The organism is Streptomyces sp. NPDC059906, assembly GCF_042730645.1.
GTDB lineage: Bacteria > Actinomycetota > Actinomycetes > Streptomycetales > Streptomycetaceae > Streptomyces > Streptomyces rubrogriseus.
The window spans coordinates 115,773-141,504 of sequence record NZ_JBHWKU010000009.1; the positions used below are offsets into that span (position 1 = coordinate 115,773).

19 protein-coding genes and 1 pseudogene are annotated in these 25,732 nt (G+C 72.2%); 10 read left to right on the forward strand and 10 right to left on the reverse strand.

All coding sequences use genetic code 11. From position 1 onward, the window contains the following. Positions 1-392, reverse strand: a pseudogene (locus ACFV9J_RS16500) (hypothetical protein); the annotation flags it as partial. 171 nt (positions 393-563) lie between these two features. On the opposite strand from ACFV9J_RS16500, the gene ACFV9J_RS16505 reads away from it, so the two are divergent. Both ACFV9J_RS16505 and ACFV9J_RS16510 read left to right on the forward strand, forming a co-directional pair. Then, positions 564-1,562: a RecB family exonuclease gene (locus ACFV9J_RS16505; protein WP_385354693.1), complete on the forward strand. Its 999-nt coding sequence runs from the start codon at positions 564-566 to the stop codon at positions 1,560-1,562. A gap of 16 nt (positions 1,563-1,578) precedes the next feature. Continuing rightward, complete coding sequence (locus ACFV9J_RS16510; protein ID WP_003977171.1) at positions 1,579-2,250, forward strand: response regulator transcription factor; 672 nt, start codon at positions 1,579-1,581, stop codon at positions 2,248-2,250. 118 nt (positions 2,251-2,368) lie between these two features. On the opposite strand, the gene ACFV9J_RS16515 is transcribed toward ACFV9J_RS16510, so the two are convergent. The 3 genes from ACFV9J_RS16515 to metH form a co-directional block, all read right to left on the reverse strand. Beyond that, positions 2,369-3,973: an ABC transporter substrate-binding protein gene (locus tag ACFV9J_RS16515; protein WP_385354695.1), complete on the reverse strand. Its 1,605-nt coding sequence runs from the start codon at positions 3,971-3,973 to the stop codon at positions 2,369-2,371. A gap of 443 nt (positions 3,974-4,416) precedes the next feature. Then, positions 4,417-5,118 (reverse strand): HAD family hydrolase, encoded by a 702-nt coding sequence (locus ACFV9J_RS16520; protein ID WP_385354697.1) that lies wholly within the window; start codon positions 5,116-5,118, stop codon positions 4,417-4,419. Between the two features lie 125 nt (positions 5,119-5,243). After that, on the reverse strand, positions 5,244-8,756 hold the full coding sequence (metH, locus tag ACFV9J_RS16525; protein WP_385354699.1) for a methionine synthase: 3,513 nt from the start codon (positions 8,754-8,756) through the stop codon (positions 5,244-5,246). Between the two features lie 414 nt (positions 8,757-9,170). Here metH and ACFV9J_RS16530 point away from each other — a divergent pair, with 414 nt between their 5' ends. The 5 genes from ACFV9J_RS16530 (at position 9,171) to parJ (ending at position 15,478) form a co-directional block, all read left to right on the forward strand. Further along, positions 9,171-9,935: an IclR family transcriptional regulator gene (locus ACFV9J_RS16530; protein WP_003977167.1), complete on the forward strand. Its 765-nt coding sequence runs from the start codon at positions 9,171-9,173 to the stop codon at positions 9,933-9,935. Positions 9,936-10,251: 316 nt separating this feature from the next. After that, positions 10,252-11,046: an MIP/aquaporin family protein gene (locus ACFV9J_RS16535; protein ID WP_385354702.1), complete on the forward strand. Its 795-nt coding sequence runs from the start codon at positions 10,252-10,254 to the stop codon at positions 11,044-11,046. Between the two features lie 90 nt (positions 11,047-11,136). Further along, positions 11,137-12,675 (forward strand): glycerol kinase GlpK, encoded by a 1,539-nt coding sequence (gene glpK / locus ACFV9J_RS16540; RefSeq protein ID WP_385354704.1) that lies wholly within the window; start codon positions 11,137-11,139, stop codon positions 12,673-12,675. 18 nt (positions 12,676-12,693) lie between these two features. Then, entirely contained in the window at positions 12,694-14,307 is a 1,614-nt protein-coding gene (locus ACFV9J_RS16545) for an FAD-dependent oxidoreductase (protein WP_385354706.1), read from the forward strand. Positions 14,308-14,461: 154 nt separating this feature from the next. Next, positions 14,462-15,478: a filament polymerization regulator ParJ gene (gene parJ, locus ACFV9J_RS16550; protein WP_385354708.1), complete on the forward strand. Its 1,017-nt coding sequence runs from the start codon at positions 14,462-14,464 to the stop codon at positions 15,476-15,478. Positions 15,479-15,638: 160 nt separating this feature from the next. Here the strand turns inward: parJ and mshC are convergent, their stop codons facing one another. The 4 genes from mshC to ACFV9J_RS16570 all read right to left on the reverse strand — a co-directional run bounded on the left by mshC (position 15,639) and on the right by ACFV9J_RS16570 (position 19,127). Next, positions 15,639-16,868 (reverse strand): cysteine--1-D-myo-inosityl 2-amino-2-deoxy-alpha-D-glucopyranoside ligase, encoded by a 1,230-nt coding sequence (mshC, locus tag ACFV9J_RS16555; protein ID WP_385354710.1) that lies wholly within the window; start codon positions 16,866-16,868, stop codon positions 15,639-15,641. A 102-nt stretch (positions 16,869-16,970) separates the two neighbouring features. Continuing rightward, positions 16,971-17,801 carry an SCO1664 family protein gene (locus ACFV9J_RS16560; RefSeq protein ID WP_385354712.1) on the reverse strand — a complete coding sequence of 277 codons (831 nt, stop codon included), beginning with the start codon at positions 17,799-17,801 and terminating at the stop codon, positions 16,971-16,973. After that, a complete protein-coding gene (locus ACFV9J_RS16565) occupies positions 17,765-18,355 on the reverse strand; it encodes a DUF3090 domain-containing protein (RefSeq protein ID WP_385354714.1) in 591 nt (196 codons plus the stop codon). Before ACFV9J_RS16565 ends, ACFV9J_RS16560 begins: the two co-directional genes overlap by 37 nt. Positions 18,356-18,440: 85 nt before the next feature. Beyond that, on the reverse strand, positions 18,441-19,127 hold the full coding sequence (locus ACFV9J_RS16570) for a histidine phosphatase family protein (protein WP_385354716.1): 687 nt from the start codon (positions 19,125-19,127) through the stop codon (positions 18,441-18,443). Positions 19,128-19,188: 61 nt separating this feature from the next. Between ACFV9J_RS16570 and corA the strand changes: the two genes are divergently transcribed. Further along, a complete protein-coding gene (gene corA, locus ACFV9J_RS16575) occupies positions 19,189-20,184 on the forward strand; it encodes a magnesium/cobalt transporter CorA (RefSeq protein WP_385354718.1) in 996 nt (331 codons plus the stop codon). 34 nt (positions 20,185-20,218) lie between these two features. On the opposite strand, the gene ACFV9J_RS16580 is transcribed toward corA, so the two are convergent. Beyond that, entirely contained in the window at positions 20,219-21,007 is a 789-nt protein-coding gene (locus ACFV9J_RS16580; RefSeq protein WP_385354720.1) for a ferritin-like domain-containing protein, read from the reverse strand. 235 nt (positions 21,008-21,242) lie between these two features. After that, entirely contained in the window at positions 21,243-22,298 is a 1,056-nt protein-coding gene (locus ACFV9J_RS16585; protein ID WP_385354722.1) for an LLM class F420-dependent oxidoreductase, read from the reverse strand. Positions 22,299-22,411: 113 nt separating this feature from the next. Between ACFV9J_RS16585 and ACFV9J_RS16590 the strand changes: the two genes are divergently transcribed. Both ACFV9J_RS16590 and ACFV9J_RS16595 read left to right on the forward strand, forming a co-directional pair. After that, positions 22,412-23,398 carry an aldo/keto reductase gene (locus ACFV9J_RS16590; protein WP_385354724.1) on the forward strand — a complete coding sequence of 329 codons (987 nt, stop codon included), beginning with the start codon at positions 22,412-22,414 and terminating at the stop codon, positions 23,396-23,398. Next, positions 23,395-25,704: a helix-hairpin-helix domain-containing protein gene (locus tag ACFV9J_RS16595; protein WP_385354726.1), complete on the forward strand. Its 2,310-nt coding sequence runs from the start codon at positions 23,395-23,397 to the stop codon at positions 25,702-25,704. Before ACFV9J_RS16590 ends, ACFV9J_RS16595 begins: the two co-directional genes overlap by 4 nt. Positions 25,705-25,732 lie beyond the last annotated feature (28 nt).

Sequence of the window (25,732 nt, forward strand, 5' to 3'; positions counted from 1 at the left end):
CCCGGCGTCTCGGAGCCCGGTGCCCCATAGCCCGGGGCCTCGGAGCCCGATCCGTCGGAGCCCGGTGCCCCGGGGCCCGCCGCCTCGGAGCCCGGTCCGTCGAAGCCCGGCGTCTCGGAGCCCGGTGCCCCATAGCCCGGGGCCTCGGAGCCCGATCCGTCGGAGCCCGGTGCCCCGGGGCCCGCCGCCTCGGAGCCCGGTGCCTCGGAGCGCGGTCCGTCGGAGCCCGCGGCTTCGGCCCCACGCTTCTCGGGACCCGTGGCCGTGGGACCGGTGGGTCCCGGCTCTGCGGAGTCGGTGGGGTCGGCGGCCGGGGCCGTGGGATGTGCCTGGGGCTCGGCCGACTCGTCGTTGCCGGACCGCGGCTGCCCGCTCCCGCCGCTCACGTCCACGGTGTCCCCTCGTTCGAAGCGTCTCCCGCCTGCGGACGGGAGGGTCTCGTGCCGATGGTATGCGTCCGTCGCCGCCCGTTCCGCTCCGGCACCCCTCTGCTTTCCATCCGTCACACGGGTCACGCCTGCGGGCTGGGTCGTTGTCGGTGCCCGGCCGTAAGGTCTGTGGGCATGGAGACGAGTACCGAGGATGTCGCGGAGGACACCGGCGCACCGGCCCGGCCGGCGGCGGCAGCGGCGCACGGGACGGACGCGGCGGTGGAGCCGGGGGCCCCGGCGTCGGGGACGGCGGCCGCGGCCGCCGCGCCCGCACCCGTGGTGATACCGCCCACCTCGCTCTCGCCCTCCCGGGCCGGCGACTTCATGCAGTGCCCGCTGCTGTACCGGTTCCGGGTGATCGACCGGCTGCCGGAGAAGCCCAGCGAGGCGGCGACCCGGGGCACCCTGGTGCACGCGGTGCTGGAGCGGCTCTTCGACGCCCCGGCGGCCGAGCGCACCGCGCCCAGGGCGAAGGCGCTGGTCCCCGGTCAGTGGGACCGGCTGCGGGAGAGCAGGCCGGAGGTCGGTGAGCTGTTCGCGGACGACCCGGAGGGCGAGCGGCTGGCGCAGTGGCTGACCGAGGCGGAGCGGCTCGTCGAGCGCTGGTTCACCCTGGAGGACCCGAGCCGGCTGGAGCCCGCCGAGCGGGAGCTGTTCGTCGAGGCCGAGCTGGACTCCGGGCTGCGGCTGCGCGGCATCATCGACCGGGTCGACGTGGCCCCCACCGGCGAGGTGCGGATCGTCGACTACAAGACGGGCAAGGCACCCAGGCCGCAGTACGCGGAGGGCGCGCTGTTCCAGATGAAGTTCTACGCGCTGGTGGTGTGGCGGCTGAAGAAGGTCGTCCCGCGGCGCCTGCAGCTGGTCTATCTCGGCAGCGGCGACGTGCTCACGTACGACCCGGTCCTGGCGGACCTGGAGCGGGTCGAGCGCAAGCTGCTGGCGCTGTGGGAGGCGATCCGGCTGGCGACCGAGACGGGTGACTGGCGGCCGCGGCCCACGAAGCTGTGCGGCTGGTGCGACCATCAGGCGCACTGTCCGGAGTTCGGCGGCACTCCCCCGCCCTACCCGCTGCCGGTGAGGGCGGCCGACTCCGGCGCCGTCGCGCAGGGCAGAATGGGGCCGGACTAGCGAGAAGGAGACTTACGTGGCCATCCGCGTCCTACTGGTCGACGACCAGCCGCTGCTGCGCACGGGCTTCCGGATGATTCTGGAGGCGGAGCAGGACCTCGCGGTCGTCGGCGAGGCCGGAGACGGCCTCCAGGCGCTCGACCAGGTGCGGGCGCTGCAGCCCGATGTGGTGCTGATGGACATCCGCATGCCGCGGATGGACGGTGTGGAGGCGACCCGGCAGATCACCGGGCCGGAGCGGGACGGCCCGGCGAAGGTGCTGGTGCTGACCACCTTCGACCTGGACGAGTACGTGGTGGAGGCGCTGAAGGCGGGCGCCAGCGGCTTCCTGCTCAAGGACGCCCCGGCCAACGAGCTGGTGCAGGCGATCCGTGTGGTGGCGAACGGCGAGGCGATGCTCGCTCCGAGCATCACCCGGCGGCTGCTCGACAAGTACGCCACGCATCTGCCCTCCGGGGACGAGCCGGTGCCGGACACCCTGCACACGCTCACGGACCGTGAGGTCGAGGTGCTGAAGCTGGTGGCCCGCGGGCTGTCCAACGCGGAGATCGCCGCGGACCTGTTCGTCAGCGAGACGACGGTCAAGACGCACGTGGGCCATGTGCTGACCAAGCTCGGCCTGCGGGACCGGGTGCAGGCGGCGGTGTACGCGTACGAGAGCGGTCTGGTGCGTCCCGGCGCGCAGTAGCCGCTCCCGGCACGCAGCCGCTGTCCGCGGCCCGCGCGCAAGCGGCCCGCGCGCAACGCGAAGGGCGCCCTCTTCCGGACGGGAAGAGGGCGCCCTTCGGGCTTGTCCGGTGCCGGCGTCAGTCGCTCACGCCCCGGCCCAGCTCCCACAGCTGGAGCGAGGAGGAGGAGTTGAGGAGGTAGGCCGTGCCGGTGACGTCGTCGCGGGTGGCGACGTACTGCTTGCCCTGCCAGAGCGGGATCAGCGGGACGTCCTTGGCGGTGATGTCCTGGATCTCGGTGAGGGTGTCCACCGCGGAGAGCCGGTCGGCCTCGCCGCGGGAGGCGGGGATCAGGTTGTTGATGATCTCCGGGTTGGAGTACGGGATGTTGAGGGTGTTCTTCTTGTCGAGGAACGGCGCGATGAAGCTGTCCGCGTCCGGGAAGTCGGGGAACCAGCCCATGCCGAAGACGTCGTACTCGCGCGCCCGCTCCGCCGGGTGGAACTTCTCCCAGGGCGTGCCCTTGATGTCGACGTCGAACAGACCGCTGTCGTTGAGCTGCTTCTGGAGCTGCTCGAACTCCTGCTTGGTCGCGGCGCCGTAGTGGTCCGTCGTGTAGTCCAGCGTCAGCTTGACCGGCGTGGTGATGTCCGCGTCCTCCAGCATCGCCTTCGCCTTGGCGACACTGGGGTCGCCGTACTTGTTGAAGAACGAGTTGGAGTGGCCGGTGATGCCGGCCGGGACCATCGAGTACAGCGGTTCGGCCTGGGATCCGTAGACCGCGGAGACGAGTTCGCTGCGGTTGATGAGCTGGGCCATGGCGGCGCGGACGGCCTTGTCCTTGACCGTGGCGGCGTCCGTGTTGAAGGCGAGGTAGCGGATTTCGAGACCGGCCACCTCGACCAGGTCGACGTCGCCGTCGGTGGCCTTGGACAGGTTCTGGATCTGTTCCGGTGTCATCGCGCGGGTCATGACGTCGATGTCGCCCTTGTCGATGGCGGCGCCCATGGCTTCGGCGTCGGCGAAGGACACGAGTTCGACCTTGTCGTTGTTCACCTTGAGACTCCCCTTGTACTTGGGGTTCTTGGTGAACACGGCCTTGGTCATCTCGTCGCCCTTGACCTCGGCCTTCATCGTGTACGGGCCGGAGCCGGTCAGCTCGAAGCCGTCGCGCAGCTTGTCCTTCTCGTAGTCGGCCGGGTTGACGATGCCGGCGACCGGCGTCGACAGCTTGAACGGGAAGGTGGCGTCGGCGGTGTTGAGGTGGAAGATGACCTCGCGGTCGCCCTTCGTCTCGATGGTGTCGACCGTGGAGAGGATGGAGGCGACCTCGGTGTCGGCGTCGATCTTCCGGACGCGCTCGATGGAGTACTTCACGTCCTCTGCGGTGACGGGGTCGCCGTTGGCGAACTCCAGGCCGTCGCGCAGGGTGCAGGCGTAGCGCTCGTTGCCGGTGTCGGTGAATCCGCACTGCTGGGCGGCCTCGGGCACGGGTTCGCCGTCGCCGCGGGGCAGCACCATCAACGTCTGCGAGGTCTGGCGCATGATGTTCCAGGCGCCGACGTCATAGGCGTACGCCGGGTCGAAGGGCGCGGTGATCTCTTTCGAGACGCTGAACCCGTCCGTGGTGCCGACGGCGATCGCGTCCCCGTCGCCGCTGCCGCTGTCCGACCCGCCGCAGGCGGCGAGCACCGGCGCGAGCAGGCCGACGACGGCCGGCAGCACCAAAGTCTTGCGGTTCATGCTCGAGTTTCTCCAGAGCTGTCGGTCCGTGTATCCGGCATGCAGGGGTGTCGCGGCGGATCACGGGGGTAGTGGCCGATGTTCTCGCGACGAGGTTAGTCCGCGCCCGCACGGGCGCTCGCAGCCACCGGAGTTGAGGGCTCATCACGGAGCGAAACCGGGTGTGGACACACCGAAAACCCGACAGTGGAAGGATTCGTGCAGGGTTTCATCAATCAGGACACAAAGGTTCCTCGACAACGTTCGCGAAGCGGGAAGCAGCACACCGGCGCCCCACTGTCGACCCCTGGTTGCGTGGCGAACATCACAGCTGGTCTTTGTCGGCTGCTGCTGGAATTCGGCCACCCGGGGCGGTGGAAATGGTCGGTGAACATCCGTCGGGCCGTGCCGCGCGGCCCTTCTCGGAATTGCCGCGCCAACGCCGCCGCGCGCTTGGTGAAGGGCTAGCGCATTCGGGTCATCAGACCACGCAGAAATGTCAGGTCGACCTCTTCCAGGGAGGCGACCACCGTGCGCCGGGCGGCCGGGGTGATGGGGGCGACGGAGGGGACCGCCACGACGTGGCAGCCGGCCGACTCCGCGGCGGCGACACCGGTCGCGGTGTCCTCGACGACGGCGCACCGGTCCGGGTCCGCGCCCAGTCCGGCCGCGGCGGCCAGGTAGGGGTCGGGGTGCGGCTTGGTGCGCGGCACCTCGTCACCGGCGACGGTCAGGGCGAAGTGCTGGGGGCCGAGCGAGGTGAGCACGCGGTCGATGATGCGCCGGTGCGAGGCGGAGACCAGGGCCGTGGGGATCTCGTGCGCGGAGAGCTCCGCGAGCAGCCGGGCGGCGCCGGGCATGAGCGGCAGGTCGCGGCCGATGCGCTGCTCGAAGCCGTCGTTGAGCAGGACGCTGAGCTCGGCGAGGGTGATGTCGGCGCCGGTGGCCTCGATGAGGAAGCCCGCGCTGCGGGTCATGGGGCCGCCGACCACGACGTGGCGCCAGGAGTCGTCCAGGGTGTGGCCGAGGGAGGCGAAGACCTCCTGCTCGACGTCCCACCAGAAGCCCTCGGTGTCCACCAGGGTGCCGTCCATGTCGAGGAGCACCGCCTGCAGGGCGGAGCCTTCGGCCGTACGGGTTCCGAGCGCGGGGACCGTGCTGGTCATCCACGTACCTCCTTGAGGGACGATCAGGCCGGCTCCCACGAAGGGAGCCGGCCTGCGGTGGACCGACCAGTGTACGTCGTGCGGGGCGCGAACGCCTGGTGAGGCCAGGGAGGCCCCGGGGGGCCTCAGCGGGCGTTGAAGTACTTCGCCTCCGGGTGATGGATGACGATGGCGTCGGTGGACTGCTCGGGGTGGAGCTGGAACTCCTCGGAGAGGTGGACGCCGATGCGCTCCGGCTCCAGCAGGGCGGCGATCTTGGCGCGGTCCTCCAGGTCGGGGCAGGCGCCGTAGCCGAGGGAGAAGCGGGCGCCCCGGTACTTCAGGGCGAACATGTCCTCCATCTCGGCCGGGTCCTCCCCGGCGAAGCCGAGTTCCGAGCGCACGCGCGCGTGCCAGTACTCGGCGAGGGCCTCGGCGAGCTGCACGGACAGACCGTGCAGTTCGAGGTAGTCGCGGTAGGCGTTGGCCTCGAACATCCGGGCCGTCTCCTCGCCGATGCGGGAGCCGACGGTGACGACCTGGAAGCCGACCACGTCCCTCTCGCCGGACTCCTCCGGGCGGAAGAAGTCGGCCAGGCACAGGCGCCGGCCGCGGCGCTGGCGGGGGAAGGTGAAGCGGGTGCGTTCGTTGCCGTCGTCGTCGAGGACGATCAGGTCGTCGTCCTTGGAGACACAGGGGAAGTAGCCGTAGACCACGGCCGCCTCCAGCAGGTTCTCCGTCTGGAGCCGGTCGAGCAGGCCGCGCAGCCGCGGCCGGCCCTCGGACTCGACCAGTTCCTCGTAGGAGGGTCCCTCGCCGGTGCGGGCCTGCTTGAGACCCCACTGGCCCTTGAAGAGCGCGCCCTCGTCGAGCCAGGAGGCGTACTCCTTGAGCTGGATGCCCTTGACGACGCGGGTGCCGCGGAAGGGCGGGGCGGGGACCGGGTTGTCGGTGGCGACGTCGGAGCGGACGTGGCCTTCCTCGGGGCGTTCGTCGATCTCGACGGTGGCGGCCCGCACCCGGCGCTGCTTCAGCTCCGGCAGCTTGGCGCCGGGCACACCGCGCTTGATGCCGATGAGGGCGTCCATCAGGCGCAGGCCCTCGAAGGCGTCGCGGGCGTAGCGGACCTCGCCGTCGTAGATCTCGTGGAGGTCCTGTTCGACGTAGGCCCTGGTGAGGGCGGCGCCGCCGAGGATGACCGGGTAGTCGGCGGCCAGCTTGCGCTGGTTCAGCTCCTCCAGGTTCTCCTTCATGATCACCGTGGACTTGACGAGGAGGCCGGACATGCCGATGACGTCGGCCCGGTGCTCGTCGGCCGCTTCCAGGATCGCGGAGACGGGCTGCTTGATGCCGAGGTTGACGACGTTGTAGCCGTTGTTGGACAGGATGATGTCGACGAGGTTCTTGCCGATGTCGTGGACGTCGCCGCGGACGGTGGCCAGCACGATCGTGCCCTTGCCGTCGTCGTCGGTCTTCTCCATGTGCGGCTCCAGGTGGGCCACCGCGGTCTTCATGACCTCGGCGGACTGGAGCACGAACGGCAGCTGCATCTGGCCGGAGCCGAACAGCTCGCCGACGACCTTCATGCCGTCGAGCAGGGTGTCGTTGACGATGTCGAGGGCCGGGCGCTCCTGGAGTGCCTCGTCGAGGTCCTGTTCGAGGCCGTTCTTCTCGCCGTCGATGATGCGGTGCTTGAGGCGCTCCTCCAGCGGGAGGGCGGCCAGTTCCTCGGCCTTGGATGCCTTCAGCGACTTGGCGGTGGCGCCCTCGAAGAGCTGCATGAGCTTCTGCAGCGGGTCGTAGCCCTCGCGGCGGCGGTCGTGGATCAGGTCGAGGGCGGTGGTGACCTGCTCCTCGTCGAAGCGGGCGATCGGCAGGATCTTGCTGGCGTGCACGATGGCCGAGTCCAGGCCGGCCTTGACGCATTCGTCGAGGAAGACGGAGTTGAGCAGGATGCGGGCGGCCGGGTTGAGGCCGAAGGAGATGTTCGACAGGCCGAGCGTGGTCTGCACGTCCGGGTGGCGCCGCTTGAGTTCCCGGATGCCCTCGATGGTGGCCAGGCCGTCCCCCCGGGACTCCTCCTGGCCGGTGCAGATGGTGAAGGTCAGGCAGTCGACGAGGATGTCGGACTCGTGGATGCCCCAGTTGCCGGTGAGGTCGTCGATGAGCCGTTCGGCGATCTCGACCTTCTTCTCGGCGGTGCGGGCCTGTCCCTCCTCGTCGATGGTCAGCGCGATCAGCGCGGCGCCGTGCTCCCGGGCGAGCTTCGTGACGCGGGCGAACCGGGACTCGGGGCCGGCGCCGTCCTCGTAGTTGACCGAGTTGATCACCGCGCGGCCGCCGAGCTTCTCCAGGCCGGCCTGGATGACGTCGACCTCGGTGGAGTCCAGCACGATCGGCAGCGTGGAGGCGGTGGCGAACCGTCCGGCCAGCTCCTCCATGTCGGCGACGCCGTCCCGGCCGACGTAGTCGACGCAGAGGTCGAGCATGTGCGCGCCCTCGCGGATCTGGTCGCGGGCCATCTCGACGCAGTCGTCCCAGCGGCCGCCCAGCATGGCCTCGCGGAACTTCTTCGAACCGTTGGCGTTGGTGCGCTCGCCGATGGCCAGGTAGGAGGTGTCCTGGCGGAAGGGCACGGTCTGGTAGAGCGAGGCGGCTCCGGGCTCGGGGCGCGGGTCGCGTGCGGTGGGGGCGGTGTCCCGGACCCGCTCGACGACCTGGCGCAGGTGCTCGGGGGTGGTGCCGCAGCAGCCGCCGACCAGGGACAGGCCGTACTCGCGCACGAAGGTCTCGTGGGCGTCGGCCAGCTCGGGCGCGGTCAGCGGGTAGTGGGCGCCGTCCTTGCCGAGGACGGGCAGACCGGCGTTGGGCATGCAGGTCAGCGGGATGCGGGAGTGCCGGGCGAGGTAGCGCAGGTGCTCGCTCATCTCGGCGGGGCCGGTGGCGCAGTTCAGGCCGATCATGTCGATGCCGAGCGGTTCCAGCGCGGTGAGCGCGGCGCCGATCTCCGAGCCGAGCAGCATGGTGCCGGTGGTCTCGACGGTGACGGACACGATGAGCGGCAGGCCGAGGCCGAGGGCGTCCAGGGCGCGCCGGGCGCCGAGCACGGAGGCCTTGGTCTGGAGCAGGTCCTGCGTGGTCTCCACGAGCAGCGCGTCGGCGCCGCCGGCGACCAGGCCCTCGGCGTTGCGCTGGTAGGCGTCGCGCAGGACGGTGTACGGGGCGTGGCCGAGGGTGGGGAGCTTGGTGCCGGGGCCCATGGAGCCCAGCACCCAGCGCTGCCGGCCGTCGCGGGCGCCGAACTCGTCGGCGACCTCGCGGGCGACGCGGGCGCCGGCCTCGGACAGTTCGTGGACGCGCTCGGGGATGTCGTACTCGCCGAGGGCGGAGTGGTTGGCGCCGAAGGTGTTGGTCTCGACGCAGTCGACGCCGGCCGCGAAGTACTCCTCGTGCACCGAGCGGACGATGTCGGGCCGGGTGAGGTTCAGGACCTCGTTGCACCCTTCGAGCTGCTGGAAGTCGTCCAGCGTGGGGTTCTGGGCCTGGAGCATGGTGCCCATGGCGCCGTCGGCGACCACCACGCGGGTGGCGAGGGCCTCTCGGAGGGCGGACACACGGGTGCGGGTGTCGGCGGGCGGGGTGGATGGCGACGAGGCCATGAAAGGGCTCCCTAGGATGCGACGGCTGTCGGCTTTGCCTCTGCCCGGTGCCGCCCGTCGTGGACGTCCCCGGGGAGAACGCACGCCGCCAGGGTAGCCGGGACCGGGGGCCGATGGTCAGGGCGTCCACGAGACGGACGAGGATGGCGGGGCGAATACCCGCCGAACGGACGAGCCTCCCCCGCCCGGAACGTCCCAGTCCGGCGGTGGCCCGCGACCGGTGCGCGCCCGGCGCAGGTGCGGGGCGCACGCACCTCGTACGGGACGTCCGCGGTCACCGGGAGGTGGCCGAAGTACAACAGTTGCCCGCCGACCATTGGCGGGAGGTCGGCATGGACCGGTAGTGTTCGGCATTGCCGAACGACGTCAGCGACGCCGAGGTCGGCAGTCGAAGGGGACGGAGGCAGTAGGTCGATGGCACGGAACATCCAGTCGCTCGAGCGGGCGGCCGCCATGCTGCGCCTGCTCGCAGGCGGCGAGCGGCGGCTCGGCCTGTCGGACATCGCCTCGTCGCTGGGTCTGGCCAAAGGCACCGCGCACGGCATCCTGCGCACCCTCCAGCAGGAGGGGTTCGTGGAGCAGGACGACGCCTCCGGGCGCTACCAGCTGGGCGCCGAGCTGCTGCGCCTGGGCACGACCTACCTGGACGTGCACGAACTGCGGGCCCGCGCCCTGGTGTGGACCGACGACCTGGCCCGCTCCAGCGGCGAGAGCGTCCACCTCGGGGTGCTGCACCAGCAGGGCGTCCTGATCGTGCACCACGTCTTCCGGCCCGACGACAGCCGGCAGGTCCTGGAGATCGGGGCCATGCAGCCGCTGCACTCCACGGCGCTGGGCAAGGTGCTGTCGGCGTACGACCCGGTCGCGCACAGCGAGGCGCTGGAGGCCGACCGCAAGGCGTTCACCGACCGGACCGTCTGCGAACCGGACAGCTTCGAGCACGTCCTGGACATCACGCGCGCGCGGGGGTACGCCGCCGACGTCGAGGAGACCTGGGAGGGCATCGCCTCCATCGCCGCCCCCATCCACGACCGCAGGCGGATGCCGGTCGGCGCGGTCGGCATCACCGGGGCCGTGGAACGGCTGTGCCGGGAGGGCGAGCTGCGGCCCGAGCTGGTCGCGGCGGTGCGGGACTGCGCCCGCGCGGTGTCGCGGGACCTGGGCGCCGGGCGGTTCTAGGGCGCAGGGTCGACACGGGCCGGGACACCGAGGGTGTTCCGGCCCTTCGCGTTCCCGCCGTGCCGCCCCTTCGGCGCGGATAGATAACCCGCGACGATCAATAACGATCGTGTTTTCGATAACACAGCCCTTGACGCGCGCGTGACGCCGAACGAGACTCGCGTCCATCGGTCGGCATTGTCGAACACCTACCGGCAATACGCGTTAGAGTGTCCACAGTGCCAAGGGCCGCCATCGCTCTCACACCGAGGGCGCCGGAACACCCGGAGGGACCCGGGGTTCGGCTTTCCCTGGACGAAGGACAAAGGAGTCGCGGGTGTCCAGCTCCGACATCTTCATCGGCGAGACCATCGGTACCGCCCTGCTCATCCTGCTCGGCGGCGGCGTGTGTGCCGCCGTCACGCTCAAGGCCTCCAAGGCACGCAACGCCGGCTGGGTCGCCATCGCCTTCGGGTGGGGCTTCGCGGTCATGACGGCGGCGTACATATCGGGTCCGCTCTCCGGCGCCCACCTCAACCCGGCCGTGACCGTCGGTATCGCGATCAAGGACGGCGACTGGAGCAACACGCCGACCTACTTCGCGGGTCAGCTCCTCGGCGCCATGATCGGCGCGGTCCTGGTCTGGATCGCCTACTACGGCCAGTTCCAGGCCCACCTCACCGACCGCGAGATCGTCGGCGGCCCCGGCGCACAGGACACGACGGCCAAGTCCGTCGAGGCGCAGGAGAAGGGCGCCGGCCCGGTCCTGGGCGTCTTCTCCACCGGCCCCGAGATCCGGCACACGGTCCAGAACCTCGCCACCGAGATCATCGGCACCTTCGTGCTGCTGCTCGCCATCCTCACCCAGGGCCTGAACGACGAGGGCAACGGCCTCGGCATCCTGGGCGCCCTGATCACCGGGTTCGTGGTGGTCTCCATCGGTCTGTCGCTCGGCGGCCCGACGGGATACGCGATCAACCCGGTCCGCGACCTCGGCCCGCGCATCGTGCACGCCCTGCTGCCCCTGCCCAACAAGGGCGGCTCCGACTGGTCCTACGCCTGGATCCCGGTCGTCGGTCCGCTGATCGGCGGTGCGATCGCCGGAGGTGTCTACAACGTCGCGTTCGCCTGAGCGGGCCCCCGCTCGGCGATCATCGAGCCGCAGACCACGCGCCGTACGCACCGGCCACCGCCACCCACCACGGAACCCCAGGAGCACACAGTGACCGACTCCCACACCGCAGGCCCCTTCATCGCCGCGATCGACCAGGGCACGACCTCCTCGCGCTGCATCGTCTTCGACCGCGACGGACGCATCGTCTCCGTCGACCAGAAGGAGCACGAGCAGATCTTCCCCAAGCCGGGCTGGGTCGAGCACGACGCCACCGAGATCTGGACCAACGTCCAGGAGGTCGTCGCCTCAGCGGTCGAGAAGGCCGGCATCACCCGTGACGACATCAAGGCCATCGGCATCACCAACCAGCGCGAGACCACCCTCGTCTGGGACAAGAACACCGGTGAGCCCGTCCACAACGCCATCGTCTGGCAGGACACCCGCACCGACGCCCTGTGCAAGGAGCTCGGCCGCAACGTCGGCCAGGACCGCTTCCGCCGCGAGACCGGCCTTCCCCTCGCCTCCTACTTCGCCGGTCCCAAGGCCCGCTGGCTGCTCGACAACGTCGACGGTGTACGCGAGCGCGCCGAGGCGGGCGACCTGCTCTTCGGCACCATGGACACCTGGGTCATCTGGAACCTGACCGGCGGCGTGAACGGCGGCAAGCACGTCACCGACGTCACCAACGCCTCCCGCACCATGCTGATGAACCTGCACACCATGGCGTGGGACGAGAAGATCGCCGAGTCGATCGGCGTGCCGATGCAGATGCTCCCCGAGATCCGCTCCTCCGCCGAGGTGTACGGCGAGATCACCGGCGGCCGCCTGGGCGAGCTGCTCGGCGGCATCCCGGTCGCCTCCGCGCTCGGCGACCAGCAGGCGGCCCTGTTCGGGCAGACCTGTTTCTCCGAGGGCGAGACCAAGTCGACGTACGGCACCGGCACCTTCATGGTGATGAACACCGGTGACAAGCTCATCAACTCCTACTCGGGCCTGCTGACCACGGTCGGCTACAAGATCGGCGACCAGGACACGGTCTACGCCCTGGAGGGCTCGATCGCCGTCACCGGTTCGCTGGTGCAGTGGATGCGCGACCAGATGGGCCTGATCTCCACCGCCGCCGAGATCGAGACCCTCGCCCTGACCGTCGAGGACAACGGCGGCGCCTACTTCGTGCCGGCCTTCTCCGGCCTGTTCGCCCCGTACTGGCGCTCCGACGCCCGCGGTGTGATCGCCGGCCTCACCCGGTACGTGACCAAGGCGCACCTCGCGCGCGCCGTGCTGGAGGCCACCGCCTGGCAGACGCGGGAGATCGCGGACGCCATGACGAAGGACTCCGGCGTGGAGCTGACCGCCCTCAAGGTCGACGGCGGCATGACCTCCAACAACCTGCTGATGCAGACCCTCGCCGACTTCGTGGACGCCCCCGTGGTGCGCCCGATGGTCGCCGAGACCACCTGCCTCGGCGCCGCCTACGCCGCCGGCCTGGCCGTCGGCTTCTGGAACAGCACCGACGACCTGCGCGCCAACTGGCGGCGGGCCGCCGAGTGGACCCCCCGCATGGACGCGGAGACCCGCGACCGTGAGTACAAGAGCTGGCTCAAGGCCGTCGAGCGGACCATGGGCTGGATCGCCGACGAAGACTGACGAGGAGTAAGAACCACCATGACCATCCAGTCCACCCTGCAGTCCGTGCCTGCCCTGGGGACGCACCCGGCCTCCGGCTCCAACCCGAGCCGGGCCGAGACCCGGGAGCAGCTCTCCAAGGCGTCGTACGACCTTCTCGTGATCGGCGGCGGCATCCTGGGCATCTCCACCGCCTGGCACGCCGCGCAGTCCGGCCTCAGGGTGGCCGTGGTCGATGCCGGCGACTTCGCCGGTGCCACCTCCTCCGCCTCCTCCAAGCTGCTCCACGGCGGACTGCGCTACCTGCAGACCGGCGCGGTGAAGCTGGTGGCGGAGAACCACTTCGAACGCCGTGCGGTCTCCCGCCAGGTGGCCCCCCACCTGGCGAACCCGCTCACCTTCTACCTCCCCGTGTACAAGGGCGGGCCGCACGGCGCGGCGAAGCTCGGGGCCGGCGTCTTCGCGTACTCGGCGCTGTCCGCCTTCGGTGACGGCGTCGGCCACCTGCTCTCCCCGGCCAGGGCCGCCCAGGACGTGCCGGAGCTGCGCACCGACAACCTCAAGGCCGTGGCCGTGTACGGCGACGACCAGATGAACGACGCCCGCATGGCCCTGATGACCGTCCGCGCGGCGGTCGAGTCCGGCGCCGTGGTCCTCAACCACGCCGAGGTCACCGGCCTGCGCTTCACGGGCGGCCGGGTGACCGGCGCCGAGCTGAAGGACCGGCTCTCCGGCGACGAGTTCGGGGTGAACGCCCGCCTGGTGCTCAACGCCACCGGCCCGTGGGTCGACCACCTGCGCCGCATGGAGAACCCGGACGCGGCCCCGTCCATCCGCCTGTCCAAGGGCGCGCACCTGGTGCTCAAGCGCACCGCGCCGTGGAAGGCCGCGCTGGCCACCCCGATCGACAAGTACCGGATCACCTTCGCCCTCCCCTGGGAGGACATGCTGCTGCTCGGCACCACCGACGAGGAGTTCGAGGGCGACCCGGCGGACGTCGCCGTCAACGACAAGGACATAGCCCAGATCCTGGACGAGGCCGCGTTCTCCATCCGCGACCAGCAGCTCGACCGGGACCTCATCACGTACTCCTTCGCGGGGCTGCGGGTGCTGCCGGGCGGTCCCGGCGACACGGCGAAGGCCAAGCGCGAGACGGTCGTCACGGAGGGCCGGGGCGGCATGCTGTCCGTCGCGGGCGGCAAGTGGACCACCTTCCGCCACATCGGCCGTACGGTGATGAAGAAGCTGGAGGCGCTGCCGGGCCACCCGCTGGGCGACGACTTCGAGCCGATCGCGTCGCTGCCGAAGAAGCTGCCGCTGCCCGGCGTCGCCAACCCGCGCGCGGTCGCCCACCGGCTGCTGGTGGACGGCTCCGCGCCCGGCCCGCGCATGGCGGCGGACACCGCCAGGCACCTGGCCACGCACTACGGCTCGCTCGCTTTCGACATCGCCCGGCTCGCGAACGAGAGCCCCGAGCTGGCGCAGCGCGTCCACCCGGACGCCCCGGAGATCTGGGCGCAGGTGGTGTGGGCCCGGGACAACGAGTGGGCCGAGACGGCGGACGACGTGCTGCGCCGCCGTACGACGCTGACGATCCGCGGCCTGGCCACGGACGACGTCCGCGCGCAGGTCCAGGACGTGCTGGACAAGTAGCAGGGCCCGCGTCTCCGCACCGCGCGGCGGGTGTCCGGACCCTGTGCACGGGGCAGTGATCCGTTCACTGCCCCGTGCACAGGGGCTGCGGGCGGCCCCTCGGCACGCCGTAAGGTTGGGGGGTACGCGAGGGCACGTCGGAAGGAGGCGCTGGGTGATCGAGCTCGAGGGGGTTCCCGAGCTGGTCGACCCGGTCATGGTGGCCGCGTTCGAGGGCTGGAACGATGCCGGTGACGCCGCCTCCACCGCGGTCGCGCATCTCGACAGGGAGTGGAAGGGCGAGGTGTTCGCGGCGCTGGACGCCGAGGACTACTACGACTTCCAGGTCAACCGTCCCACGGTGTTCATGGAGGACGGCGTCCGCAAGATCACGTGGCCGACCACCAGACTGTCGGTGGTCCGGGTCGGCGGCGACAAACCGCGCGACCTCGTGCTCGTCCGTGGCATCGAACCGTCCATGCGCTGGCGCTCGTTCTGCAACGAGCTGCTCGGCTTCGCCCACGAGCTGGGCGTCGAGCTGGTGGTCGTCCTGGGCGCGCTGCTGGGCGACACGCCGCACACCCGTCCGGTCCCGATCAGCGGGACCACGTCGGACGCCGACCTGGCGCGGCGCATGGACCTGGAGGAGACCAAGTACGAGGGGCCCACGGGCATCGTCGGCATCCTTCAGGAGGCGTGCACGCACGCGGGCGTGCCGGCCGTGTCGCTGTGGGCGGCGGTGCCGCACTACGTCTCGCAGCCGCCGAACCCGAAGGCCACGCTGGCCCTGCTGAACCGGCTGGAGGACCTGATCGGCGTGCGGGTGCCGCTGGGCGAGCTGCCCGAGGACGCGCGTGCCTGGCAGGTGGGCGTGGACCAGCTGGCCGCCGAGGACACCGAGGTCGCCGAGTACGTGCAGTCGCTGGAGGAGGCCCGGGACACGGCGGAGCTGCCGGAGGCGTCGGGCGAGGCGATCGCGCGGGAGTTCGAGCGGTATCTGCGGCGGCGGGACGGGGGCGGGCCCGGTGGGCCCGGACCCGGAGGGCCTGGTGGGCACGCCACGGCGGACGGGGGCGACGGGCCGACCGGTACGCCGTTCCTGCGGGACAACCCGAGTGGGCGGGCTCGGCCGTCGAAGCCGCCCAAGCCGCCGCAGGCGGGCGGGGACGACGAGGAGTCCTCGGAGGACTGAGCCGGTTGGACATGGGTGAGGGGCGCTTCCCTGGTGGGAGCGCCCCTCAGTCGTTTCCGTGCGGGTCACTGCGGGGGATGCGAACCGGCGCTTGCCGGGTGCCGCCTGCGCCCACCCGTGCCGCCCCAGCGGCACGACTGCCCGCAGCTCGGGGGGCGTCTTACAGGGCCACGCCCAGCAGGGCGTCCACCGCTCGGGAGACCACGCCCGGGGCGCCGATGTCCGTGCCCCCGGACTCCTGTTGGAGGGCGGCCCAGCGGTCGACGGCGTCGAGGGCGGCCGGGGAGTCCAGGTCGTTCGCGAGGGCCTCGCGGATCTGCTCCACCAGGGCCTCGGCGGGCGGGCCGTCGGGGCGGGAGACGGCGGCGCGCCAGCGGTCGAGGCGGGCGAGGGCGTCCTGAAGCACCTGGTCGGTCCACTCCCAGTCGGAGCGGTAGTGGTGGGCGAGCAGCGTGAGCCGGATGGCGGCCGGGTCGACGCCCTCGCGGCGCAGCTGGGAGACGAAGACGAGGTTGCCCTTGGACTTGGACATCTTCTCGCCGTCGAGACCGACCATGCCGGCGTGCACGTACGCCTTGGCCATGGGGAACTCGCCGGTGAGGGCCTGGGCGTGCGAGGCGCCCATCTCGTGGTGCGGGAAGGCCAGGTCGGAGCCGCCGCCCTGGACGTCGAAGCCCATGCCGAGGTGGTCGAGGGCGATGGCGACGCACTCGATGTGCCAGCCGGGGCGCCCGCGGCCGAGGGTGCCGCCGTCCCAGCTGGGCTCGCCCTCGCGGGCGGCCATCCACAGCATCGGGTCGAGCGGGTTCTTCTTGCCGGGCCGGTCGGGGTCGCCGCCGCGCTCGGCGGAGAGCAGCCGCATGGTGGCGGCGTCGAGGTGGGAGACGCCGCCGAAGTGCGGGTCCGCCTCGACGGAGAAGTAGGTGTCGCCCTCCAGCTCGTAGGCCGCGCCGGCGTCACGCAGCCGCTCGACGAGCGGGACGATGCCGGGTATGGCCTCGACGGCGCCTATGTAGTGCTGCGGCGGGAGCATCCGCAGCGCCGTCATGTCCTCTCGGAAGAGGGCGGTCTCCTGCTCGGCGAGGGCGGTCCAGTCGACCCCGTCGCGCACGGCCCGCTCCAGGAGCGGGTCGTCCACGTCGGTGACGTTCTGGACGTAGTGGACCTGCCGCTTGGTGTCGAGCCACACGCGCTGCACGAGGTCGAACGCGTTGTAGGTCGCCGCGTGACCCATGTGGGTGGCGTCGTACGGCGTGATGCCGCAGACGTAGATACGGGCGACGGGACCGGGGTCGAGGGTGACGGGGCCGCCGGTCGCGGTGTCGTGGATCCTCAGGTCGCGGCCCTGACCAGGCAGGGCGGGGACCTCGGAAGCGGGCCAGGCATGCATGTCATGAGCCTAACCGGACGGGTGTCGCGTACACGAACCGGACCGGGCCGGATGGCCGGTGAGGCGCTCTTGCGCGCCACCGGCCGGTGTGGCATCGGGGGTCTACACGGGCGGCCAGGGGATGGCCGGCCACTCGCCGCTCGGTTCGGGGTGCTTGCCGGAGGCCAGCAGGGCGTCGACCCGCGCGCGCGTGGCGCCGAGTTCGGCGGGGGTGATGAGCGCGGCGAGCCGGATGGCCAGGGTGCCGCCGTCCTTCAGCGCCTGCCTGAGGGCGTCGAGCACCGCCAGGGCCTCGCCGGTGAGGGGGTCGCCCGCCCAGCCCCACAGCAGGGTGCGCAGCTTGTTCTCGGCGTTGAAGGCGACCCCGTGGTCGATGCCGTAGAGCCGCTCCCCCGCCGCGGGCAGCAGGTGGCCGCCCTTGCGGTCGGCGTTGTTGATCACGGCGTCGAGTACGGCGAGCCGGCGCAGCCGTTCGTCGTCGGCGTGGACGAGCAGCGCGGTGCGGCCCTCGCCGACCTCGGCGAGGGCGATCGCCTTCCAGCCGGCCCCGGGTTCCTCCTCGTCCACCAGGGCGAGCAGTTCCGTCTCCGGCACGGTCTCGATCCACAGCTGGACCATGCCCTCGCCGTACGGGCCGTCGCGCAGCACGGTGGGCGGGACCAGGCCCCAGCCGGTGGCTTCGGAGACCTCGTAGGCGGCGACCTCGCGCTGGGCGAGGGTGCCGTCGGGGAAGTCCCACAGCGGGCGCTCCCCGGCGACCGGCTTGTAGACGCAGGCCGCCTCGCGTCCTTCGTGCGTCACCGTGCAGTACAGCGCCGCGTTGGAGGCGTCACGGATGCGTCCGCGCACGGTCAGTTCGCCCAGGGCGAGCAGTTCGGCCGCGGCCGCGTCGGTGGTCACGCTCCGCGGCGGTATCCGTTCTGGCGCGGACATACGTGTCCTTCCGGGTCGAGCGGGAGGCTGCACAGCGGGCACGGCGGCCGCCCGGCGTTGACGACGTCGAGGGCGCGCTTGGCGAAGGCCCTGGCCTGCGCGCCGGTGAGGCGGACCCGGAGCATCGGCGGGCCGTTCTCCTCGTCCTGGAGGAGCTTCTCCTCGGCCTCCGCCAGGTCCTCCTCGGACTCGGCGTCCAGCTCCACGAGGGCCTGCGCCTCGACGATCATGCGCTGGTCCTCGCCGTCCCAGGCCAGCGCCATGGTGCCGACCCGGAACTCCTCCTCGACGGGGGTGTCCAGCGGCGCCGTGTCGGCGGGCCCGGTGGGGGCCGTGGCGGGGACGACGGTGCTGCCGCCGCTGCGCCGTACGACCTCGTCCAGAAGCTCGTCCATGCGTTCGGCGAGGGCGGCGACCTGGGTCTTCTCCAGGGCCACGCTGGTCACCCGGGAGCCGGCGGAGGCCTGGAGGAAGAACGTACGGCGCCCGGGCAGCCCGACCGTACCGGCCACGAAACGTTCCGGTTGGTCGTAGAGGAACACCTGACGGGACACGTCCTGTCTCCATGGAAGTCGGGGAAAGCGGAAGATCGGGATCGAGGGCACTGCCACGACCGGTTCACCCTACTGCGGCGGACGATCACGGTGCGCCCGCACCACCCCCGACCGGGGCCTCGTCACCGGACGGCTCCTCGCGCGGGGCGAGGGAGGCGAAGTCGCCCGTGTCGCCGAGGCGGACCAGGAAGGGGCGCAGCCGGGTGTAGCGGATCGCGGTGACCGAGCAGGGCTCGACGGAGATCCGCTGGAAGAGGTCGAGGTGGAGGCCGAGCGCCTCGGCGACGAGGGATTTGATGATGTCGCCGTGGGAGCACATGAGGTAGACGGCGTCGGGGCCGTGGTCGCGCTCCACGCGCGCGTTCCACTCGCGTACCGCCTCGGCGGCGCGGGTCTGCATGGCGCGCATCGACTCGCCGCCGGGGAAGGCCGCGGCGGAGGGGTGCGCCTGCACCACCTCCATCAGGGGCTCGCCCCCCAGCTCGGCGAGCTTGCGGCCGGACCAGTCGCCGTAGTGGCACTCACCGATCCGTTCGTCGGTGTGGGCCCGCAGCTCGGGCCGGGCGTCGAGCAGCGGCCGGAGGGTCTCCTGGCAGCGCTGCAGGGGGCTGGTGACGATCTCGGAGAGCGGCAGGCCGGCGAGCCGCCCGGGGAGCGCGGCGGCCTGCGCGGCGCCGCGTTCGTCGAGGGCGACGCCGGGCGTCCAGCCGGCGAGCAGCCCCTCGGTGTTGGCGGTGGAACGTCCGTGCCTAACCAGGATCAGCGTGGGCATGCGGCCAGGGTAGGCGTACGGCGCGGTACCGGGGCGCCGGGGCGAGGGGAGAATGGGTTCGGTGATCGTCGACTGCGCCATCTACCGGGACGGGCACCGCACCGACGGGCCCGAGGACTTCTCCGACGCGCTCGGTGAGGCACGGGAGGCCGGCGGCTTCGTCTGGATCGGCCTGCACGAGCCGACGGAGAAGGAGTTCGAGCTGGTCAGCCAGGAGTTCGGGCTGCACCCGCTGGCGGTGGAGGACGCCCTCAAGGCGCATCAGCGGCCCAAGCTGGAGGTGTACGACGACTCGGTCTTCGCCGTCCTCAAGCCGGTGGTGTACGAGCCGGACAGCGACGCCGTCTCCACCGGCGAACTCATGATCTTCCTGGGCGACGCCTTCGCGGTCGTCGTCCGGCACGGCGAGGGCTCCCCCCTGAAGGCCGTACGGCGGCGCCTGGAGCACGAACCGGAACTGCTCGGCAAGGGCCCCACCGCGGTCCTGTACGCGATCGCGGACGCCACCGTCGACCACTACCTGGACGTGGCGGTCGAGCTCCAGACCGACCTGGAGGAGCTGGAGGCGGAGGTCTTCTCGCCGGACGGCGGCGGCTCCCGGCACACCGCGTCGCGGATCTACACCTTCAAGCGGCAGGTGCTGGAGTTCCGCCGGGCGACGGGTCCGCTCGCGCCCCCGCTGGCCCGGCTGGCGGGCACCGGGGTGTACGGCGGCGGCGTGCCGTTCGTGAACGACCGGGCGCGGCCGTTCTTCCGGGACGTGAGCGACCACCTCACGCGCGTGAACGAGTCGGTGGAGAGCCTGGACCGGCTGGTCTCGGACATCCTGTCGGCGCACCTGGCGCAGACGAGCGTCCGGCAGAACGACGACATGCGGAAGATCTCGGCGTGGGCGGCCATGGCAGCGGTCCCCACGATGGTCGCGGGGATCTACGGCATGAACTTCGACCACATGCCGGAACTGCACTGGGTGTGGGGCTATCCGGCGGTGATCGCGCTGATGGCCGTCCTGGAGCTGCTGCTGTACCGGCAGTTCAAACACCGGGGCTGGCTGTAGGGGCAGAGGGCCCCGGCCCCGGGCGACCTCGGGCTCAGGCGACCTCGGGGGCCGCCGTGGCGGGTCCGCCGAGCGCGTCGCGCCGTTCGGGCGTCCGCAGGGTCACCATGCGGCGCCAGCCGGCGAGCCGCTCGGCGGCGTACATGGCGTGGATGCCCGCCGCGAGCAGCGCCGACCTGGTGCGCGACCAGCCGAGGAGGCGTCCCATGTGGCCCATCACGGCGAGGCTGACGTCGCGGTGGACGCGGATCTCGGCGAGCGCGCACTCGCGCAGCGTCCGCCGGATGTACGGGCCGTGCCCGGCGGCGGCGTAGCGCAGCAGTTCCTCGTGGGAGTAGGCGAGGTGGTTGTCCTCGTCGGCCGAGATCATCCGGACGGCCCGGCCGAGTTCCGGATGGTCCGCGAAGTACTTGAGGAGCATCGCCATCTGCTCGGCGGCGCGCTGCTCGGTGACCCTGCTGTGGGCGAGGTAGGTGATGACGTCCCGCACCGTGAGCGGCTGGTCGGCCTTGAGCTGCTCGTGGGCGAGGCCGATGCCGTGCCGCTCCAGGAGCATCGTGTAGTCGGCCTCGGGCGGTACGCCGACGGGTTCGAGGCCGCGCTTCTTCAGCAGGGCGTTGAAGATCCGGCCGTGCTTGTCCTCGTCGGCCCCGTGCCGGGCGATCTTGGGAGCGAGGGCGCGTTCGCTCTCGGGCACCAGCGCCGCGATGCGCGCGTTCTCCCAGCCGCCCTGGGACTCGCCACTGGCCGCGATGGAGCAGAAGAGACGGTACGACTCGTCGTTGTCGAGGATCTCCTGGAAAAGGCTCTTGGCCGAAAGCATCGGTGGCACCTCTCTGCCGCTGCGTGGTCCGCAGGTTCCGCACACTCCGCGAAGCCGAGTCAAGTGCGGGCGAGGGGGCACGGCAACAGGTGCGGCGCACAACTCCGCCGAACGAAGGACTGCCGGGGTGGTGTGGAGGCGTAACCCCGCGCGCGTGGGCGCGTTGTTCCTCGTGACGGCCGTGGCGGGGAAGACCCCCGAGCCCCCACCACGGCCGCGGACTTCCTCCGTGGTGCTACGCCAGTCCGGCGCGCTCCAGGGCCTCGGTGCCGGCGCGGAGGGCGGCGAGCCGCTCGTCCAGGGTGAAGCCCGCGGGGGCGAGGGTCAGGGTGGTGACGCCGGCCGCGGCGTAGGCCTTCATCCGGTCCGCGATGCGGTCGACGGAGCCGAGCAGGGTCGTCTGGTCGATCAGCTCGTGCGGGACGGCCCCGGCGGCGCCCTGCTTGTCGCCGGCCAGGTACTTGTCCTGGATCTCGGCGGCCTCGCGCTCGTAGCCCATGCGCTGGGCGAGCTGGTTGTAGAAGTTCTGCTTGCGGCTGCCCATGCCGCCGACGTAGAGCGCGGTGTAGGGCCGGAAGGTGTCGGCGAGGGAGGGGACGTCCTTGTCGTCGCCGAGGGCGAGCGGCAGGGTCGGGCAGATGTCGAACCCGTCGAGGGTGTGACCGGCCTTCTCGCGTCCGGCGCGCAGGTGCTTGACCGCGGTCTCCTCCAGGTGGTCGGCGGAGGGGAAGATGAGCAGGGCGCCGTCGGCGATCTCGCCGGTCTGCTCCAGGTTCTTCGGGCCGATCGCCGCGATGTACAGCGGGATGTGCTCGCGCTGCGGGTGCACGGTCAGCTTGATGGGCTTGCCGGGGCCGTCGGGCAGCGGCAGCGTCCAGTGCCGGCCCTCGTAGGACAGCCGCTCCCGGGTCATCGCCTTGCGCACGATCTCGACGTACTCGCGGGTGCGGGCGAGCGGCTTGTCGAACTTGACGCCGTACCAGCCCTCGGAGACCTGCGGTCCCGACACGCCGAGGCCGAGGCGGAAGCGGCCCTTGGAGAGGGAGTCCAGGGTGGCGGCGGTCATCGCGGTCATCGCGGGCTGGCGGGCCGGGATCTGGAAGATGGCCGAGCCCACGTCGATGCGCTCGGTCTGGGCGGCGACCCAGGTCAGCACGGTGGCCGCGTCGGAGCCGTAGGCCTCCGCGGCCCAGCACACGGCGTATCCGAGCCGGTCGGCCTCCTGGGCGACGGCCAGATTGTCCGCGTCCATTCCGGCACCCCAGTAGCCGAGGTTGATACCGAGCTGCATGGCCGATTCCCCTTACCCATCAGTAACGTGGCTGGTGCCCCGACCTTAGCGCGCGGAAATCGGTTGTCCACAGGCCCCCACAGCACAAGCCGTGGCCAGTAATGTCGGCGTTCATGGAGCAGAGGCATCTCGGCCGCACCGGCCTGCGCGTGTCCCGCATCGGTCTCGGCACCCTGACCTGGGGCCGGGACACGGACGAGCACGACGCCGCGGACCTCTTGAAGACCTTCTGGGAGGCGGGCGGGACGCTCGTCGACACCGCGGACGTCTACGGCGACGGCGAGTCGGAGTACCTGCTCGGCCGCCTCATGGAGGGCCTGGTGCCGCGCCGGGACCTGGTGATCTCGACGAAGGCCGGCAGCGTTCCGGATCCCGACCGCCGGTTCGACGGTTCGCGTGCCCATCTGCTCTCCGCGCTGGACGCCTCCCTCGCCCGTCTGGGCACGGACCACGTCGACGTGTGGCACCTGCACGCCTTCGACCCGCACACCCCGCTGGAGGAGACGCTGCACGCCCTCGACGTGGCGGTCGGCAGCGGCCGGGCACGCTACGCGGGGGTGTCCAACTTCTGCGGCTGGCAGCTGGCCAAGGCGGCGACCTGGCAGTTGGCGGCACCCGGTGTGCGCAACCGGGTGGCGAGCACCCAGATGGAGTACTCGCTGCTCCAGCGGGGCGTGGAGCGGGAGGTGCTGCCGGCCGCCCTGGACCTGGGCATCGGCCTGCTGCCCTCCTCCCCGCTGGGCCGCGGGGTGCTCACCGGCAAGTACCGCAAGGACGCGACCCCGCCGAACTCGCGGGGCGCCTCGGACCATCTGGCCCCGTTCGTCGAGCCCTACCTCGACGACACGGCCGGGCACATCGTGGACGCGGTGGCGACGGCGGCGGACGGGCTGGCGGTGACGCCCCACCAGGTCGCGCTGGCCTGGGTCCGCGACCGGCCCGGGGTGGTCGCCCCGATCATCGGCCCGCGCAACGCGCAGCAGCTCACGGCGGCGTTGTCAGTGGAGACCCTTAGTCTTCCTGACGAGATCTGCCGGGCGCTCGACGACGTGTCGGCGCCCGTGCACCGCTATCCCGATCACGACTGGAGCACGCTGTGAGCACGGAGCCCGAGCCCGTCACCGAGGACACCACGGACGCCGTGGACGCCGGGCCGGAGACCCCGGGCGACGCGGCGGCGCCCGCGACGGAGGCCGCCGGGGGGAGCGTCCGGCCGGAGGGCGAGCGCGAGCCGGCCGATGCCGGGGCCGACTCCGGCACGCGGCCGGCCGAGCCCGCCGGACAGGGGCCGGACGCCGAAGGCGGGAGCGAGGCGGCCGCGCAGGTGTCCGAGGCCGAGGCCGAACTGGCCGCGCAGCGGGCCGAGCGGGAGCGGATCGAGCGGCGGAAGGCCGAGAAGCAGGGACCGATCGACGCCGGGGGCAAGCTCAGCGGCTCGGCGGCCGACCTGCTCGCCGCCGTGCGCGCCGTGGAGAGCGGTGAGAAGCCGGCGGCCGCCGTCTTCGGGGCCCCCGAGCCCGCGCGCCGCCCCGCGCCGGAGCCGGTGCGACCGCCCCGGCCGGCGCCCGCCGAGCCGGCCGCCGCGTCCGCCGGTTCCGCCGGACCGGCACCGGAGACCGTGCAGACGGTGCGGCGCGTACTGGCCGAGGGGGGCGCCCCCGAAGCGCTCGCGCCGCAGACGGCCGCGCTCCTCGGTGAGGGCGCGGAGGAGGCACTGCGGGCGGACCCCTGGCAGCTGCTCAGGGTCGGCGGGGTGCGGCCGGAGCAGGCCGACGGCTTCGCCCGGGCGCTGCTCGGCGCGGAGTGCGGCCCGGACGACGAGCGGCGCGGCCGTGCCGTCACCGGTTGGCTCCTGGAGCAGGCGGCCCTGGCCGGGCACACGGCGCTGGAGCTGCCGCGGCTCGTGGCCACGCTGGCCCAGCGGGGCGTGCCGGATCCCGACGCCGCCGTGCAGAGCACGCTCGCCGAGGGCGAGGCACTCGCCTTCCAGGACGCCCTGGAGGAGACCGGCCTGGACCGGGAGGCCGCGGCGAGCGGCACGGCCGGGCCGGACCGGGCGGAGGAGCAAGACGAGGGGGGCGAGGAGCGTCCCGTCCGGGTGCTGATCGGTCTGGAGCGGTACGCGCTGGCCGAGGAGAGCCTCGCCGACGGTCTGGCCCGGCTGGTCAACTCGACGCCCAAGCAGGACGGGGCCGCGGCGGACTGGGAGCAGGCCGCCGCCTCCGCGCAGGGCTCCGGCGCCGAACTGATCCGGGCCGTCGCGGCCCACGGGCTGGTCCTGCACACCGGCGGGGAGGCGTCCCTGGCCGAGCCCGCCGCCCTGCTGCACGCGGCGCACGCCCTGGGCCTGCGGGCCTGGGCCGCCGCGCCCGGACCGCTCGGCCGCGACCGCTTCGGCGCCCTGCTGGGCGACCCGTCGGCCGAGCCGCCCTCCCCGGGTCCGGCCGCTCCCGCCGCGGTCACCGTGGCCGGGCTGCTGACCGGCGCGGAGGGACCGGGGCGGGACGCCGAGGGGGCACTGGACCTCGATCTGCTCGTCGTGCTCGACGCGCCGCAGCTCGACGTCGAGGCGGGCGCCCTGCTCGCGGAGTCGCTGCCGGACGGGGCCCGGCTGGTGCTGGCCGGGGATCCTGCGGTGCTCTGGTCCGTGGGACCCGGGCGGGTCTTCGCGGACCTGCTGGCGGCACGGGTCTGCCCCCAGATCGCCTCGCGGCGTCCGGACCCCGGTCCGCTCGGCGAGCTGGTCTCCGGCATCGGCATCGGCGAACTGAGCCAGGTCGAGGCACCCGGCAAGGAGGTCGTGATCGTGCCGGTGCGGGACCCGGGCGAGGCCGTGCACCGCACCGTCCAGCTCGTGGCGGACTCGGTGCCGCGCGCGATCGGCGTCCCGGCCGAGGAGACCCAGGTCATCACGCCGGGCCACGGCGGTGCCGTGGGCACGCGGGCGCTCAACGCCGCGCTGAAGGAACGGCTCAACCCCGGCCCCGGCCGCTTCGGCGGCTTCGACCCCGGCGACCGGGTCGTCCACACCCCCGCGCCGGGCCGGGTGCTGCCGGGCCGGGTGGTCGGGGCCGACGCCGACGGACTGCGCCTGTCGTGCGCGGGCGAGACCGTGGTCGTACCCAGGGACCGGGTGGAAGGGTCCGTACGGCACGGCTGGGCGCTGACCGCCCACCAGGCACTGGGCGGCCGCTGGCCCGCGGTGGTCGTGGTGCTGCCCGGCGACGCCGTGCCGGCCCTCAGCCGCCCCTGGATCTACACGGCGTTCGGCCGGGCCGCCCGGCACCTGTCCGTGGTGCACGGCGTGGAGCAGGCACTCCCCCGCGCCGTGGCGGAGGTCCCGGCCAAACCGCGCACGACCCGCCTGCCGGTGCTTCTCGCACCGCAGACCCGGGCCGCCGACTGACCAAGAACCCCGCCCTTCGGCAGTCCGC